This window comes from Dehalogenimonas sp. NIT-SK1, assembly GCF_055384165.1.
Map to the genome: position 1 here is coordinate 1,658,202 of NZ_AP042352.1, position 14,866 is coordinate 1,673,067.

Here is a 14,866-nt window from a genome sequence, read left to right on the forward strand (position 1 = left end):
CTTTTACGTTGCTTAAAGCACACAAAGTATAATGGTATAAGCTAAATGGTCCCGCGTCAATCTGACGGGTTCAGATGAGCTGGGCGTCTTTATTAAAAAAGGAACGGTAGCCCAGCTGCAGCATCAGGATAACCGACAGAGCCACCGCGCCCAGGATGCCGAACATGATGGCGATCTGATAGGCGATGGCGGTGGTGGGCGAAACTCCGGCCAGTATCTGCCCCGTCATCAGGCCGGGGAGGAAGACGATGCCCATGCCAAGCATGGAATTGATGGTGGGCATAATGGCTGAATCAAAGGTGCTGTTGATGATGCCGCTGGTGGCTGACCTGGGTGAAGCGCCCAGGATGAGGGCTTCTTCCACCAGGTGTTTCTGGGTAACCATGCCTTCAGTAAGGGATTTCACACCCAGTGAAAGAGCGGTCATGGAATTGCCGATAAACATCCCGGCGATGGGAATGAAGTACTGCGGGTTATACCATGGGGTAACACCCACCACCACCAGCAGAAAGAAAAGCAGGCATATGGAAGTGCCGATTGCCATGGAAAAAACGACGGCTTTTTTCAAACCGGGAGAAAGTTCCCCCCGAAACTTCCTGATGACAGTGTAGACAGCAAATACTTCCATTAACACGATGATGCCGGCAGTGATAAAGGGGTTGGGATTGTCAAAGACAAAGACCAGGACGTAGCCGACCAGCACCAGCTGCAGCGTCATGCGCAGGGTAGCCAGCACAATTTCCCGCTCCCGGCTGATACCCCGCTTGCGTACGATGAACAGGACAATAACCACAAAAATATAAGCGGCTACCACCTGCCAGACAGCCAGGTCAAGTATGCCGTTCATGTTTTGTCGATGCCTCCGATAAAACCTCCGGGCGCAATGCGAACAATTACATCTGAATAACTCTCAGCTATTGACCGGGAATGGGTTACAAAAACCATGGTCTTGTTTTCCGCCCGGGAACGGCGAACCAGCATGTCATGGACCAGGACAGCTGTTTCATCATCCAGGGATGAAGAAGGTTCATCCAGAAGATAGACCCGCGGGTCAAGAAGCAGCACCCGGGCTAAAGCCAGCCGCTGCTTCTCACCGCCGGACAAGTTGCCGGCCGGGGCCTCAAGCGGTTTATCCAGCTTTACCTGCTCCAGCAGGTGTTTCAGCTTAGCGTCATCCCGCGGCGGCTGCTGCCGGAAAACCAGCCCGGCATTAAGATTGTCCCGCACACTGCCGGCAAAGACTACCGGGTCCTGGGAGAGCATGACCACTTCCCGGCGGTGTTCAATGGAATCAATCAGCGACAGGTCCCGTCCGTTAAACAAAACTTGGCCGGAGGTGGGAGATATCAGCTTGTTCAACAGCTTCAATATAGTAGTTTTACCGCTGCCGCTGGGACCGAAGAGGGTGGTAATCTGACCGCCCTCAATCTGAAGTTCCGGTATATTCAGGTAATCCGCGTATTTTACGTCTGTCAGTCTGAACACCAGCGCCTCTTTTGCCGAGTTGAATAAACCAAGACACCAACACTCTAAACGGTGCGCTGCGGAACCACCGGCGCAATTCCGTCAGCCCGGCGCTCAGCCAGCTTCTGCCGGAGAGTTTTCAGGTTTATCACGTCTTCTTTGTTGTACTCCAGCAACGTGGCCAGGGCGGCGGCGTTATCGGAGTACCGGTACTGCCGCCACAGCATCACCGCATCGGCGCCGTTGATACCGCACAGGTTGCGACCGATACCCAGGCGCTGCTCCACAGCTTTAAAACCGCCTCTCAGATTACAGCGCCAGCATTCATACATCAAATCATGATGATCAGCCATGGCGCTTAAATCCAACCCAAGGGCTCGCCGGATAAAAGGCAAATCAAACCGGCTGCCGTTGAAGGTGTAGACGGTGCGGACCTTTTCAAAAATCCGCGACAAATTATCCCGGGTGGCATCATCACCAACCAGCTGCACCAGTTCAGTGCCAACACCATCATCCAGATAAACACCGATTACGGTTATGGCTGAATACTGGAAAGACAGGCCGGTGGTTTCAATATCCAGATAGGCATCACACACGCGCTAAATTACTCCTGAAATTCCCTTTAAAAAGGTTATTTTAGCACGTAACGGGGTTTGGTATATAGTGCGAGATAGGCAGCTTTAAACCTCGGATGCTGGGCTATCATATGGAGATGAGGGATTTTGGAATAATTTCCCGGTATTTCACAAAAGCTTCTTGTCGTCGTTATAATACCAGTCTGTCATGCTAAGTTTAAACGACATATCCAAGTCATTCGGTGCCCGAGAACTATTCTCCGGGGTGAGTTTTCACATCGGGGCACGGGATCGCACGGCACTTTTGGGCCCCAACGGCGCCGGGAAGACCACGCTGTTTGAGATAATCGTCGGGCAGATTCCGGCCGACAACGGCACCATCAGCCGACCCCGGGGCATTACCATCGGCTATCTGCGGCAAGAGGCGGACGCCCAGTCAACACTGCCGCTGCTTGAGCAGACGGTAGCCGGCGCCGGGCATATAGCAGGCCTGGAGCACCGCATCAAGGTACTGCGGCAGGAACTGGCCGAAAACGGGCTGCGGCAAGAAGAAAAAAACAGCCTGCTGCGGGAACTGGGCGAACTGCAGCACCGCTTTGAAGCCGGAGGCGGCTACAACCTGGAGCAGGAAGCCAGGGTAATCCTGACCGGCCTGGGTTTCAAGGAAAATGACTTCAGCAAACCACTATCCACCTTCAGCGGCGGCTGGATTATGCGGGCGGAGCTGGGCCGGATACTGCTGCAGAATCCCGACCTGCTGCTATTGGACGAACCAACCAATCACCTGGACCTGGAAACCCAGTTGTGGTTTGAAAACTACCTGGCGCAATACCAGGGGGCGGTGTTGTTGACTTCGCATGACCGGGCGTTTCTGAACCGGATAATCACCCGGGTGATAGCCCTGGAAAACGGCAAAGCTGATGTTTATCCCGGCAATCACAACGATTATGTAAAAGCCAGGCAGGCAGAATTGGAAGCACTGGAAACAGCCGCCGCCCGGCAGGCGGTAAAACTGGAAAAGGAAACACGGTTTATTGAACGTTTCCGGGCAAAAGCTACCAAGGCGCGGCAGGTGCAGTCCCGCATCAAGGCGCTGGATAAAGTCAAACGCATTGAAGTACCCCGGCTGAGCAAGAGAATAAAGTTCAGCTTCCCCCAGCCGCCGCGAGGCGGCGAAGAGGTCATCAAACTGAACCGGATAACCAAGAAATATGGAAACAAGACCGTTTATCAGGATTTAAACCTGCTGCTGCGCCGCGGTGATAAAGCGGCCATTATCGGGCCCAACGGCGCCGGCAAAAGCACCCTGCTGAAAATACTGGCCGGAGTACTGGATTTCGACCAGGGTGAACGACGGTTGGGCCACAACATCATCACGGCATACTACGCCCAGCACCAGCTGGAACTGCTCAAGCCGGGCAATACCATGCTGGAAGAGCTACGGCAAGCGGCGCCGGATGAAACGGAACAGCGTCTCCGGTCAATACTGGGCGGATTTCTTTTTACCGGAGACGACGTACAGAAGAAAATTGAAATGCTATCCGGCGGTGAGCGGGCGCGGCTGGCCCTGGCCAAGATGCTGACGCAGCCAGCCAATCTGCTGCTGCTGGACGAACCAACCAATCACCTGGACATCGCCTCACGGGAAATTCTGTCCGACGCGCTGACGGATTACGACGGTACGCTGTGCTTTATCACCCACGACCGTACGCTGATTCGGCAGGCGGCCAACCGGATAATCGAGGTCAGCCAGGGACAGGCAGCCGTCTTCCCCGGTGACTATGACGAGTTTTTGTATCACCGGCAGCAGCAGTCCGACGAAAACTCCGCCGAGAGCGGCGGGACGGACCGGATTGAAGCTCAAGCTTCTGAGCCGCGCCAGCGGCGGGCAGCGGCCGGGGCAGTGCGCAACCAGTACAACCAACAACTGAAACCGGTCCGAAAGCGGTTGGCTGAAGTTGAAAAAAAACTGGATTCAGCGGAAACAGAGCTGAAGAAGGTGGAAACGGAAATGGCCGACCCGGCGGCTTACTCGGATTCCGAGGAGGTTGTCAGCCGCATTGACAGGCACCGCCAACTGCAGGAAAGCGTGAGCAATCTGACCGGGGAGTGGGAACGGCTGACCATGGAAGAGGAGCGGCTGAAAACAGATATGGCGGCGGAACTGGAAAGCATGGGATAGGACGATAATCCCCAAATTCCAAGTCACTTTTAACAAGCCTTGTGCCAACCAGTATCCGATATCAAAACAGAGGTCTGAGATTGCTTCGGTAATTTTCCCGGCAACTTGAGCCATATCATATTCATCAATTAGATTTCCCAATATACTGATTTTACAGCTTCCCGGTTATCCGGAGAGGCTGAATATTTTACAGAGGAGACAATTACTTGAGCGAAATGTTTTGTTTTCAGTGTGAACAGACTGTCGGCGGCAAAGGCTGCACCAAAGTCGGGGCCTGCGGCAAGTCAGCGGTGACCGCGGGCAAGCAGGACGAACTAACCGCGGCCATGATAGACCTGGCGCGGTCCGCCGAAGGAAAGGAAACAAACGCGTCCGTTGACGGACTGATTATGCGGGGTTTATTCGCCACTATTACCAACGTCAACTTTGATGACCGCCGGGTTGATGAACTGGTGGCAAAGGCGCGCGCTGAAACGGTTAAACTGGGCGGCAGCCAAAATTATGAGGCGGCAGACCTGTGGCAGGGAGACGCCGACGCGGTTTCACTGCGCTCAACGCTACTGTTCGGCCTGCGGGGCATGGCCGCCTACGCCTGGCACGCGCTGGTGCTGGGCAAGACCGACCCTGAAGTGACCGGCTGGCTGTACAAAGGCCTGCGGGAAGTGGGGGCAGAACATACGGTGGAAGAATGGCTGGGGCTGCTGATGGAGTTCGGCCAGGTCAACCTGAAGTGCATGGAGCTGCTGGACGCGGCCAACACCGGAACGTTCGGTCATCCGGAACCAACCAGGGTCAGCACCGTTATTGAACCCGGTCCGTTCATCGTAATAAGCGGCCATGACCTGCTGGACCTGAAAGAACTGCTGGAGCAGACCGAGGGGAAAGGGATAAATGTTTATACTCACGGCGAAATGCTGCCGGCCCACGGCTACCCCGGTCTAAAAAAATACGCTCACCTGAAAGGCAACTTCGGTACCGCCTGGCAGAACCAGCAGAAAGAGTTCGACGCTATACCCGGGCCGGTGGTCTTTAATACCAACTGCCTGATGCCGCCCAAGCCGTCCTACATAGACCGGGTATTCACCTCGGCGGTGGTGGCCTATCCCGGCCTGAAGCACCTGGCGGAAAAAGAGGGACGGATAGATTATTCTCCGGTCATCTCCAAAGCGCTGGAACTGGGCGGCTACGGGGAACGCCGGAAAAACAGCGGCATCAACGGCGGCCGGGAACTTACCACCGGATTCGGACGTAACGCAGTATTGGGCGCGGCGGAACAAATTATCGGGGCGGTTAAGAGCGGCGCGGTCAAGCATTTCCTGCTGGTCGGCGGCTGTGACGGCGCCCGGCCCGGCCGCAATTACTATACTGAACTGGTAGAAAGTTCACCCGCCGATACGGTGGTGCTGACACTGGCATGCGGCAAGTACCGCTTCAACGACCTGGACCTGGGCACCATCGGCGGACTGCCGCGGCTGCTGGACATTGGCCAGTGCAACGACGCCTACTCCGCTATCCGTATCGCTACAGCGCTGGCTGAAGCTTTTGAGTGCGGGGTCAACGACCTGCCGCTTTCACTGGTGCTTTCCTGGTATGAACAGAAAGCCGTGTGCATCCTGCTGACCCTGCTGGCCCTGGGCATTAAAAATATTCGGCTGGGGCCTTCACTGCCGGCTTTTATTTCACCGAATGTACTCCAGGTGCTGGTGGAGAAGTTCGGCCTGACGCCGATCTCTACACCGGAAGAGGATCTGAAAGCCATTTTGTCCTGACCGGCCAGATATCAGAAAGCACCCGCCTGTGGCCCAGGCGGGTGCTTTCTTTTTATTGAAAACTATTCCACACCGGGCGGCTGCGGCTTATGCGGCCGCAACAGCAGTACCGAGGCATCTACCAGCCGCATGACCCGGTCAGCGGTACTGCCCATGATATAGCGCCCAATCCCGGACCGGGCGTGGCAGGCCATGACCACCATGGTAGCCCCGGATTCAGCGGCCAGTCCGGCGATCTCTTCTTCCGGCTTGCCCGACCGCACCGCGCAAGCGACGGCAACACCCAGGGCTTCCAGTCTTACAGCCGCCTGTTTCAGGTATCTTTCCGCTTGCTGAACATAAGATTCGGCTTTCTGACCGCTTCCGGCCCGTTCCGGGTTTTCCACATTTTCCAAGAATGACGCGCTCAGTTCATCAGAAGCGGCTGAACGCCGCTCGACGGATACATGAACCAGGCTGACCCGCATGCCCTGGCCGCACATCTTTTGGGCCATGTCTTCAACAACCGCCAGAGAACTTTCGGCCATGGCCGAACCGTCCAGGGGGACTACGATGTTGCGGCAAATTTCTCCCCGGCCCGGGCCGGAGCAGGAGCCCGGGCGCACCAGCAGAACCGGTAAACCGGACCCACGGACGATAGCATCGGCTACACTGCTGAGGGCCAACCGGCGGAAACCCGAGTATCCCTGGGTAGCCATCAGGATGATACTGGCACCCTGTTCCGCGGCAGCATGTATAATATCAGCAGCCGGGTGGCCCATGTCCCTTCCAGGAGGTTCTTCGGAAACCAGGTCTTCTTCCTGAAACTCTTTTAGCAGCAACGGTGTTACCACAGCATCAGGGCCACCGTTTTCCAGCACCTTTTCCTTAAGCTTTTCAGCCCGGCTTTCCAGGTAACAGCGGTAGAGATTCTCATAACGCGCGCCGCCGCTTTCCAGCACTCCAAGCAGAATGACCTTAGATCCCATGCGGCCGGCCATCTCTTCGGCGCAGGACAGAGCCAGCTCGGCGGGCTCAGAACCATCCAGAGGAACCAATATTTTTCGAAACATAAGGCACCTCCTCAGCTTAATAATCCGCCCCATATAATAATACCACCGGCGTAAACAGCCGGATAGGGCTATCCTCTGTTTTGGCAGCTGGGAGATGTCCTCTATAATAAAGGTATGACCATAAAATTAACCATCTATTCCGACTATATCTGACCGTTCTGCTATATCGGCAAGGGACTTGTCGACAACCTGCGAGATGAATATGATATCGAGGATACCTGGCTGGGGTTTGAGATACACCCGGAAACACCCCCGGAAGGGGCTGACCTGAGCGGAAACTACCATCCCGAGGACCTTAACCGGATGAAGGCCATGCTGCGGAACCGCGCCGAAGAACTGGGGCTGCCTTATCAGCCGGCGGGTCTGCTGGCCAATTCGGCACCGGCACTGGCGGGAGCCGAATATGCCCGGGACCAGGGCAGGTTTGAAGAGTTTCACCGGGAAATGCTGGAGGCGGTGTTCGCCCGGGGGCAGAACATCGGTCTGAAAGAGGTCATCGCTGAAACCGCCGAACGAGCCGGCCTGGACGCCGCTGAAATACAGCGAGCCATTGACGAAGGGCGTTACCAGGAACGCCTGCGGCAATCACAGGAACAGGGACGACAACTGGGGATTACCGGGGTTCCGACTTTTATCGTTAATGACCGTTATGCCATCGTCGGCGCCCAGCCGCTGGAAAAGTTCCGCGAAATCTTCGACAGCCTGGGACTGGAAACACCGCCGGAGACAGACACCGGCAGCTGAAGCATCTACACCCTGCTCTGGAGTACGACAGCAAACCGCGACCTGATTTTACTGGACATAATATTTTTATGATATAATAAGGGCATATGGTTGAGAAGAAAGTCGTCGCCACCAACCACAAAGCGTACCACAATTACTATATCAGCAATCCGATTGAAGCGGGGCTGGTGCTGACCGGGACGGAGATAAAATCCATCCGCGGCGGCCGGATAAGCCTGGGGGACGCCTATGTGCGGCCGGACAAAGGCGAAATGTGGCTCTTAAACGCCCACATTGCCCGTTATGACCCTGGTTCATATATGAGCCACGAGCCGACGAGGCGACGCAAACTGCTCCTCCATAAAAAGGAAATGCGCCAGATGCTGGCCCGCATCAAGGAGCAGGGGCTGACGCTGGTGCCGACCAAGCTTTACATCAAGGGCAACTTGGCCAAGGTGGAAGTGGCGGTCGGCAAAGGTAAGAAGCTCTATGACAAGCGGGAGGTCATCAAAAAGCGTGATTCCGACCGTGAGCTCGGCCGGGTGCTAAAGAGCCGGCTCAAATAACAACCTGGGGACGCGTGGTTTCGACAGTGGAGGTTAGTTACGGAATTGCAGGCTGAGCTTGTCGCTAAGCTCATTAATCCTGGCGGCAAAAAAACAATTGGCGAACGTGAACTCGTTCTCGCTGGCTAAAAACAGCTAGCGCATCCGCCACACCCCACCCCGACGGGTGCGGACCGGGTGCCGACAGTCGGGGTGCCGCAAACCAGACGCCGATAAGGGATGCGAAAGAAAAATCGGCTGGCCCGGTGAGATTCCGCCGGTTGAAGCTCAGCGGGCAAGAAACAAAGATCCGGCTAAGCCTGTAGTAGATTTCGGACAGTCTTCTCTGGACGGGGAGTTCGACTCTCCCCCGTCTCCACCAGAAACACAGCCGAGCCATTGGGTGAAGAATTCAGTGGCTCGTTTATTATTTTTATCTTGGATCCAGCCTTGGATGAAGCTACCCTGAATATAGGCCTGAAGGGTGGTTTCGGTCTGATAGCTATTATGCTTTTAGTCTGCTTAGCATCAATATAAACGGCATCAAGCATGGTCAGTAAGATCTTCCTCTGCTCAGTCAAAGAAGCCTTAGTCCATAATTTCGGTAAATCCATAATCAGTTTTCCGGCTGCCTCTGCAGCGTTATAATCCGGTACTACCAGCGATTCTAAACTCATTTCAAGTGATTGTTTCTGTCTATCATATTCCGGCTCAGGGATGTAGCCTTCGGCATAGACCTTAGCTATTCTGTACAGTTTGTTTTTGACAGCTTCCCGTTCTTTATTGATACGGTCTACATCATCTTTAAGACTGATTATCGAGAGTACTTCTTCCAGCCATTTCGGCCCAAGTTCGATTGCTGAAACAAGGCTTCTAACTTGTTCATCTACGATACTAGCAAGTATCGAGCTACCGTGATTAAGGCAGATATCGATACTCCGGCTGCCTTTATGCTCCCGGTAGAATGCCTTGCCGCTATGATAGGTCTGCGCCCACATCGGCATACCGCACCGGGCGCACCTGACCAAGCCTTTAAGCAGATATTCTCTCTTCGGTTGTGCAGCCAGCGTTTCTGATCGGCTGCAATTTTTCTTCATCGTGGCTTGGACTTTCTCAAATAGTTCCTGAGTAATAATAGCTTCATGAGCTCCCGGTAGTATTTGGCCGCTGTATTTGATCTGTCCGGTATAGAAGGGATTATGCAGGATAGTCTTAACCGAAGCCGAAGTAAAAAATCTCGGCCCAGTGACTGGATTACCGTTAGCATCAGGCAAGGTTTTAGTGTTCCGGGTACGAAAGCCCTGATCATTAAGCCATGAAGCCAGTTGAGCCTGTGTCGTTGTGCCGGATGAGTAGCGCCGGAATAGCTCAGCTACCGCCTCACCTTCAGTCGGATGGATATGAACACCACCGGGATGTTCAGGTTCGCAACGCTTTATCTTTTCACCGTTATCGGCCTTTTTAAAGCAGGATTCATAGCCGAATGGTATCCCTCCGGTATGTTTACCTTCGCTGGCTCGCTGCTGCTGGCCTTTCTTAACGTGCTTGGCGAGCGATGAACTGAAAAACTCATTAAACGCCCCCAGCATGTGCATCGAAAGCAAACCTTCAGGTGTAGAATAGTCGGTACTTTCAGTAATAGAGACAAAGCCGACATGGTGCTTACTGAGTTCAGCGAGTGATTCTATCATTACCCTTAGATTCCTTGCCCAGCGGTCTAGGGTATGAACGACCACTACATCAAATTGATTCTTTCCGGCATCTTCCAATAACTGCTTAAACATCGGTCGCTTATTGATGGCATCGACATGGGCGCTTTTGCCTTCTTCCCGGTAGACTCCAACCGGATCCCAACCACGGGTCTTGCAGAGTTCCTTAAACAGCCTTTCCTGTGCAGTTAGGGAATGGCCTTGCACCTGCGACTGGTCTGATACCCTGATGTAAGTTACGGCTCGCTTTGATTCATTCATGGCTCTCTTCCTCGCTGGATCTGCGGGAAGCGACTGATAAGGCTACTTCGGCTAGGCTGTTTAGAAAGTCCTTTATCATTATGTCGTCTAGTTCGCCCCCCTCAGAGTTGGCGGACAATGTATAGCCATAGGGTATACCTGTCAACGACTTTTCTTCGGGGGATCTGTCCATCAGGAAATCTCTTGCTCCTGACTATCAGCGTCATATAACCTTTTGAAAGTGGCATAACCGATGCGCAGTTGTTTAGCAGCTTGGCGTCTTGATAATTCTCCAGCTTTGACGCGCTCCAAAACTGCTCCATAAGTCTGGTTAAAGCCTCGCCGGTCGGTTACCCTTGGCCGGCCTATGTGGTGTCCCTGTTTCCTCGCCCTGTCCATCCCGGCCTTTACTCTTTCACGGAGTATTGACCGCTCCAGCTGGGCATAAGCGATGGTGATGTAATAAAGGACTTCCCCAAAAGGTGAAGTGGTGTCCAGCCAGGGCTCAGAATATGACCTGATACCAACACCCCATGTCTTCAGCCTTTCAAGGGTGGTGGCGGCATCAAGCACCGAGCGGAAAGCCCGGTCCATCCGCCAGACCAGTAAAAGGTCGAATCTTCGCTTACTGGCATCGGCCAGGAGTTCACGCCAGCTGGTGCGGTGGACGATATCGGCGGCGGATACCTTATCAGAATATTCATCGAAGATGACCCACTGCTGGGCTTTGATAAATTCCCTGAGCGGCAACAGCTGAGTGTTGATGTCCTGATCCTTATCAGCCGTTGATACCCGGGCATAGATGGCGACTTTCACCGGGACTCTCCCTGCTTAAGATTCCTGAGCCTCTGGTGCAGCTCGTATTCTTCCGCCTGAAGCTTGATGGCTTCCTTAAGCTGCTCGATGAGTGTGTCTACCCTTGCTTTAAGGTCTCCAAACTGAGCGATGCTATCATTAAGCTGCTTTTCCAGTTCCTCGGCATATTCGATGGCTTTGCTTCTCATATGGGCTATTTCATCAATGCTTAAGATGAAACGGGTCTTGCCATGGCTGGTGGCGGTGGGCACATTTAAGCCGGACAGGATCACTCCTACATTAGAAGGTGAAACATCAAGCGCGTGGTCTGAAGTTACCTTCTGAGATAACTCGGTAGCAGTGGCTCGGTTTGTGCCTTCAAGAGATAGTTCATAAGCTGCCTGAAGCACCGCTATATAACTTTTCAGATTGATAAGTGTCTTACCACTAGCGACCATTTCCCTGATATCGACTTCAGTCATAGCGCTTTTTCTCCTTTGGTTGTTGTACTAGTATGTATTTCACCGTCGGGAAGCGTGGGACTACCCTCAGTACCCTTACCTTTTTCGGTTATTCTCTTGATATAGTCCTGATCCGAGATGAAAGCTCGGAAATGACGCCCATCTTGAGGGCATTTGAGCATAATAAAAGGCTTATTCGATTCCCTTCCCTTGGCCATGGTGATAGACAGCGTTTTCCCGCAGATTAAGCACGTTATATTCTTCATTCCGGCTGATACCTTTCTAAGTAGAATTTGCAGAGTAAATACATCGCTGTGCCGCGCATATTGGGGTTATCCTTCTTGGAGTCTTTTGCGACGGGCAATATCCTTGCTAGAGCCTCCTGCACCGTTTCCAGCTGGGGCTTAGTAAACTGAAGCTGCATGTGGGACAGTTTAGCTGCCTGTGCCTGTTCCCATGCTTCGAGATGCTCGGCTAGACTGCCTTCATTAATCTGGGCAAGGCTGGTTAGGCTGTTTTCGGTTTCGGGTAGAAGCGACAGCACTTCATCGGCTGATATGCTTTCCAGTAGCTGTTTCAATAGAGCGCCTTTAAGTGCTAAATCGTCCTGTCCTTTGATGCCGTTAAGCGCCTGGGTGAGCAGCATAGCTTCAGTATCATCGAGATCCACCACTACGCAGGGGGCAGCTTTCTCTTCGCTGTCCTTCAACACCTTCAGGCGTTGGTTTCCCGAAAGCACCTCGTACCCGTCCCCGTTTGGTCTGACCACCAGTGGCTCAACTAGCCCGTAGCGATTGAGGCTATTCTTGAGTAGCGACTGGATCCGCTCGTCCATTTGATTAGGGTTCCAAGGGGCTTCGTATAGGCTTTGTATTGGCACGTCAATTACTTTCATCTTTTTCACCTTTCTTGGGATAGGGCAGAATCGGGATCTTCATGTTGCTTTTAATACTTGGATCCAGCAGGTAGATATATCTATGCTTTCGGGACTGCGGCACTACCCGTACCTTTACCCCTTTATCAGCAAAGTGCTTTTTCGAATGGCTGCCGAATGAGTGGCTCAGGCTTCGAGAGTGGCGAGGCACGCCGTCACCCAAGTCAAACAGCGGCATGGCTTCACTCATTCCGGTATATAGCCAACCAGTTGCCTGATAGATAATGCCGATATGACCTTGGTTTGGATCTGCATAGCTGAGGACGAATTTAGTCTTGGTGTATTTCTTGATTGCTCTTAAGGCAATACCGATGAAACGTGATTCGGTGTTTTTGGGTAGTTCATCGGACAGCCAGAGCCGAGATAAGGTCAGACATTCATCAATAGAGACGCCACTGACCATCTTATAGGCATTGGCTGGGCCGGATCCAAAGGTGATAGCACCCATCAATCGATTACTAAGAAAAGCGCCGAAAGCGAGGCGGGTAGCACCCGGCATGGAGTGAAGGTAGTGGTATTTAACGACCAATGCTCTCGCCGCCACAAAGGGAATCGGTTTAACGATAATAGACTGGAGCGCCGCCGTCGGAATCGAACCGCGTCCTGCAATCTGGCTGACTGCCGTGCTCACCGTTACACCTGCGGCGCATTTTTCATCAAAACTATTAAACATCATCCTCATCAACATCCATCCATCCCGAATTTGGCTTTTATTCTTTTCTCAATGGCAAGCCTGTCTTCATTTGTTAAGTTTTTTCCGCCTTTACGGGCTTCTCTGAAAGCAATTCCTAATTCGTTTTTAAAGGCGACTTCTTTCTTTTCATACTCTTCTCTATTAGATATTTCTTTATTATTTCTATTACTACTCTCTATAGGTGAAGCTGAGTTGTTCGTGTAAGACTTTACGTTTCGTAAACTTTTTGTTTGCTGTGGCGTAAAGTCTGACTTGCTCTGAGGGTAATTCTTAGATTTCAGGTTTTGATGAATCAGTAACCGAAGTTTGCTCTCAGAGCAATTATTCTTTTGGGGTATTTCCCATTCTGAAACGTCCATATTCAGACAATAGTTGCTACCATCCCGATTTATGACCTCAGCAGCCATAAGTCTATCGATTACCGCCTTTACCTTGCTGGGATGGACACCAATCGAATTAAAATCACTTTGATACTTGATATTGGCTACTTCCTTGCAGCAGCCAAGGGATAAGCGAAGGACCAGGTCAATAACGGAACGTTCCAAGGGTGTGAAGTTAGAAAGCATAAGCTTATCCATGACATCGCAGGGTAACTGTAAGAAGTAGTTAGTCATGGAGATACTCCATATCCAACAATTCAGAAATCCGTGAAAATGCCCATTGAGGGATATATAAACCCCTTTCAGCTTTGGAAACGTAGCATTGCGGCACTTTTGCTGATTCAGCTACATCTATCTGCCGCCATTGGCGCCGGATTCTCTCAAGCCTAAGAAAGCTTCCTTGAGATTCTGGTGCACAAATAAAAATGGGTGTGTTCATCACACACCCATTATCTCAAGTTAGAATATTCTAATTAGTAATCCAAAATACTCTTTTTTTATCCATTATTTGTCGTAATTACGCTTTTACAGCGATTTCTTTTATTGCGTTTAGCCCCTCTCGGAAAACCTCTTGGTATCTTTATACCAAGCATACCAGCGACTTTCCTATAAGCCCTTTGGATTGTGATATCACCGGTATTATCATCTGTTGCTATTTCACTTGATGATAAATACGGAGGTGTTATTCTGAGAAACAACCAATTCACAGCCTTTTCAAGATCCTTGTCAATACTTGTCGTATAACCAATATCTGCCCAGGATTGGTTTTCCTTCGCGTGTATTCCGAGGGCTCTTTTCTTAAAAGAATATATACGATTTTTGAGTTGGCTTTCAGTTTCCATCCTATCTATTTTGAAAGTAATTACAGGGTCATGACCCGGTACAGTATGCAATGAGGTACCAAGTTCTGGGCTAATCCACAAACCAGCCTTTTGGTCTTGTATATATCGAAGTACCAAACCTGGTCCCCAATTACATCGCAACCCCCAAGTTTCAGCAAGACCAACTACCGAATCCTTTTGCTTACAAGATAATAGGTTACTTTTTTCTTCCCAGAGCCGTATCCAATTATTTGTATTTCTTATAAATCCATTTTGTTCATTAGGGTCTAATAATTCTTTGAGCACCTCGTGTGTTAGGCCTTCAGATAGTCCAGTACTGTATATGGACGGTAAGTCATTAGAAATACTTTGTACAGCCTGCTTAAAGCCTTCCGACTCGCTATATCGCTCAATTAAAATCGACAAAGCTATTTCATTGGAAAACCCTAAAGGCATCATCATAATCAATTTTGCACTTTAGGCTTGTTACTATGCAAGCGAAGGATGACATGAATACTTCGT

Annotated in this window: 17 protein-coding genes, 1 tRNA gene, 1 other RNA gene and 2 pseudogenes; 6 read left to right on the top strand and 15 right to left on the bottom strand. The window is 51.7% G+C overall.

The window, feature by feature from the left end:
- Positions 1 to 70: 70 nt before the first annotated feature.
- Genes ACZ48S_RS08620 through ACZ48S_RS08630 form a run of 3 tightly spaced genes read right to left on the bottom strand, consistent with a single transcriptional unit; the run spans position 71 to position 2,060 of the window.
- Positions 71 to 847, bottom strand: coding sequence for an ABC transporter permease (locus tag ACZ48S_RS08620; protein WP_464212658.1), 777 nt, complete (start codon positions 845 to 847; stop codon positions 71 to 73).
- Positions 844 to 1,485, bottom strand: a complete 642-nt coding sequence (locus ACZ48S_RS08625; protein WP_464212660.1) for an ABC transporter ATP-binding protein — start codon at positions 1,483 to 1,485, stop codon at positions 844 to 846. Before ACZ48S_RS08625 ends, ACZ48S_RS08620 begins: the two co-directional genes overlap by 4 nt.
- Before the next feature lie 44 nt (positions 1,486 to 1,529).
- On the bottom strand, positions 1,530 to 2,060 hold the full coding sequence (locus ACZ48S_RS08630) for a ribonuclease H-like domain-containing protein (RefSeq protein ID WP_464212662.1): 531 nt from the start codon (positions 2,058 to 2,060) through the stop codon (positions 1,530 to 1,532).
- A 187-nt stretch (positions 2,061 to 2,247) separates the two neighbouring features.
- Between ACZ48S_RS08630 and ACZ48S_RS08635 the strand changes: the two genes are divergently transcribed.
- Both ACZ48S_RS08635 and hcp read left to right on the top strand, forming a co-directional pair.
- Positions 2,248 to 4,221, top strand: a complete 1,974-nt coding sequence (locus ACZ48S_RS08635) for an ABC-F family ATP-binding cassette domain-containing protein (RefSeq protein ID WP_464212664.1) — start codon at positions 2,248 to 2,250, stop codon at positions 4,219 to 4,221.
- A gap of 206 nt (positions 4,222 to 4,427) precedes the next feature.
- Entirely contained in the window at positions 4,428 to 5,990 is a 1,563-nt protein-coding gene (gene hcp / locus ACZ48S_RS08640; RefSeq protein WP_464212666.1) for a hydroxylamine reductase, read from the top strand.
- A 62-nt stretch (positions 5,991 to 6,052) separates the two neighbouring features.
- Here the strand turns inward: hcp and ACZ48S_RS08645 are convergent, their stop codons facing one another.
- Complete coding sequence (locus ACZ48S_RS08645) at positions 6,053 to 7,042, bottom strand: universal stress protein (protein ID WP_464212668.1); 990 nt, start codon at positions 7,040 to 7,042, stop codon at positions 6,053 to 6,055.
- A 165-nt stretch (positions 7,043 to 7,207) separates the two neighbouring features.
- On the opposite strand from ACZ48S_RS08645, the gene ACZ48S_RS08650 reads away from it, so the two are divergent.
- From ACZ48S_RS08650 to ssrA, 3 genes are all read left to right on the top strand, one after another.
- Entirely contained in the window at positions 7,208 to 7,786 is a 579-nt protein-coding gene (locus ACZ48S_RS08650; RefSeq protein ID WP_464214596.1) for a DsbA family oxidoreductase, read from the top strand.
- Between the two features lie 86 nt (positions 7,787 to 7,872).
- Positions 7,873 to 8,331 carry an SsrA-binding protein SmpB gene (gene smpB, locus ACZ48S_RS08655; protein ID WP_464212670.1) on the top strand — a complete coding sequence of 153 codons (459 nt, stop codon included), beginning with the start codon at positions 7,873 to 7,875 and terminating at the stop codon, positions 8,329 to 8,331.
- Positions 8,332 to 8,337: 6 nt separating this feature from the next.
- Positions 8,338 to 8,692, top strand: a transfer-messenger RNA (tmRNA) gene (gene ssrA / locus ACZ48S_RS08660).
- Positions 8,693 to 9,197: 505 nt separating this feature from the next.
- Here ssrA and ACZ48S_RS08665 read toward each other — a convergent pair.
- Positions 9,198 to 9,749, bottom strand: a pseudogene (locus ACZ48S_RS08665) (recombinase family protein); the annotation flags it as partial.
- On the opposite strand from ACZ48S_RS08665, the gene ACZ48S_RS08670 reads away from it, so the two are divergent.
- Positions 9,726 to 9,869: a hypothetical protein gene (locus ACZ48S_RS08670; RefSeq protein WP_464212672.1), complete on the top strand. Its 144-nt coding sequence runs from the start codon at positions 9,726 to 9,728 to the stop codon at positions 9,867 to 9,869. The pseudogene ACZ48S_RS08665 and the gene ACZ48S_RS08670 sit on opposite strands and share 24 nt — an antisense overlap.
- On the opposite strand, the pseudogene ACZ48S_RS08675 reads toward ACZ48S_RS08670, so the two are convergent.
- From ACZ48S_RS08675 to ACZ48S_RS08720, 10 genes and pseudogenes are all read right to left on the bottom strand, one after another.
- Positions 9,870 to 10,280 (bottom strand): annotated as a pseudogene (locus ACZ48S_RS08675) (recombinase family protein); the annotation flags it as partial. It lies immediately after the preceding gene.
- Positions 10,273 to 10,452, bottom strand: a complete 180-nt coding sequence (locus ACZ48S_RS08680; RefSeq protein ID WP_464212674.1) for a hypothetical protein — start codon at positions 10,450 to 10,452, stop codon at positions 10,273 to 10,275. The pseudogene ACZ48S_RS08675 and the gene ACZ48S_RS08680, both read right to left, overlap by 8 nt.
- On the bottom strand, positions 10,452 to 11,075 hold the full coding sequence (locus tag ACZ48S_RS08685; protein ID WP_464212676.1) for a recombinase family protein: 624 nt from the start codon (positions 11,073 to 11,075) through the stop codon (positions 10,452 to 10,454). Before ACZ48S_RS08685 ends, ACZ48S_RS08680 begins: the two co-directional genes overlap by 1 nt.
- Positions 11,072 to 11,536 (bottom strand): hypothetical protein, encoded by a 465-nt coding sequence (locus ACZ48S_RS08690; RefSeq protein ID WP_464212678.1) that lies wholly within the window; start codon positions 11,534 to 11,536, stop codon positions 11,072 to 11,074. The genes ACZ48S_RS08685 and ACZ48S_RS08690 overlap by 4 nt, the downstream gene beginning before the upstream one ends.
- Entirely contained in the window at positions 11,533 to 11,781 is a 249-nt protein-coding gene (locus ACZ48S_RS08695) for a hypothetical protein (RefSeq protein WP_464212680.1), read from the bottom strand. Before ACZ48S_RS08695 ends, ACZ48S_RS08690 begins: the two co-directional genes overlap by 4 nt.
- The gene (locus tag ACZ48S_RS08700) at positions 11,778 to 12,410 is read right to left on the bottom strand and encodes a ParB N-terminal domain-containing protein (RefSeq protein ID WP_464212682.1); all 633 of its coding nucleotides are present in this window, start codon (positions 12,408 to 12,410) and stop codon (positions 11,778 to 11,780) included. The genes ACZ48S_RS08695 and ACZ48S_RS08700 overlap by 4 nt, the downstream gene beginning before the upstream one ends.
- Positions 12,397 to 13,059: a Mom family adenine methylcarbamoylation protein gene (locus ACZ48S_RS08705; protein ID WP_464214598.1), complete on the bottom strand. Its 663-nt coding sequence runs from the start codon at positions 13,057 to 13,059 to the stop codon at positions 12,397 to 12,399. Before ACZ48S_RS08705 ends, ACZ48S_RS08700 begins: the two co-directional genes overlap by 14 nt.
- A tRNA-Gly gene (locus ACZ48S_RS08710) sits at positions 13,022 to 13,097 on the bottom strand. The genes ACZ48S_RS08705 and ACZ48S_RS08710 overlap by 38 nt, the downstream gene beginning before the upstream one ends.
- 33 nt (positions 13,098 to 13,130) lie before the next feature.
- On the bottom strand, positions 13,131 to 13,757 hold the full coding sequence (locus tag ACZ48S_RS08715) for a replication protein (protein ID WP_464212684.1): 627 nt from the start codon (positions 13,755 to 13,757) through the stop codon (positions 13,131 to 13,133).
- A 263-nt stretch (positions 13,758 to 14,020) separates the two neighbouring features.
- Positions 14,021 to 14,806 (bottom strand): hypothetical protein, encoded by a 786-nt coding sequence (locus tag ACZ48S_RS08720; RefSeq protein WP_464212686.1) that lies wholly within the window; start codon positions 14,804 to 14,806, stop codon positions 14,021 to 14,023.
- Positions 14,807 to 14,866 lie beyond the last annotated feature (60 nt).

What these genes read in the sequence shown, in the direction of transcription:
- ACZ48S_RS08620 (WP_464212658.1), bottom strand. Translation starts at nt 847, where the DNA reads ATGAACGGCATACTTGACCTGGCTGTCTGGCAGGTGGTAGCCGCTTAT.
- ACZ48S_RS08635 (WP_464212664.1), top strand. Translation starts at nt 2,248, where the DNA reads ATGCTAAGTTTAAACGACATATCCAAGTCATTCGGTGCCCGAGAACTA.
- ACZ48S_RS08645 (WP_464212668.1), bottom strand. Translation starts at nt 7,042, where the DNA reads ATGTTTCGAAAAATATTGGTTCCTCTGGATGGTTCTGAGCCCGCCGAG.
- smpB (WP_464212670.1), top strand. Translation starts at nt 7,873, where the DNA reads ATGGTTGAGAAGAAAGTCGTCGCCACCAACCACAAAGCGTACCACAAT.
- ACZ48S_RS08670 (WP_464212672.1), top strand. Translation starts at nt 9,726, where the DNA reads ATGTTCAGGTTCGCAACGCTTTATCTTTTCACCGTTATCGGCCTTTTT.
- ACZ48S_RS08680 (WP_464212674.1), bottom strand. Translation starts at nt 10,452, where the DNA reads ATGGACAGATCCCCCGAAGAAAAGTCGTTGACAGGTATACCCTATGGC.
- ACZ48S_RS08690 (WP_464212678.1), bottom strand. Translation starts at nt 11,536, where the DNA reads ATGACTGAAGTCGATATCAGGGAAATGGTCGCTAGTGGTAAGACACTT.
- ACZ48S_RS08695 (WP_464212680.1), bottom strand. Translation starts at nt 11,781, where the DNA reads ATGAAGAATATAACGTGCTTAATCTGCGGGAAAACGCTGTCTATCACC.
- ACZ48S_RS08700 (WP_464212682.1), bottom strand. Translation starts at nt 12,410, where the DNA reads ATGAAAGTAATTGACGTGCCAATACAAAGCCTATACGAAGCCCCTTGG.
- ACZ48S_RS08715 (WP_464212684.1), bottom strand. Translation starts at nt 13,757, where the DNA reads ATGACTAACTACTTCTTACAGTTACCCTGCGATGTCATGGATAAGCTT.
- ACZ48S_RS08720 (WP_464212686.1), bottom strand. Translation starts at nt 14,806, where the DNA reads ATGATGATGCCTTTAGGGTTTTCCAATGAAATAGCTTTGTCGATTTTA.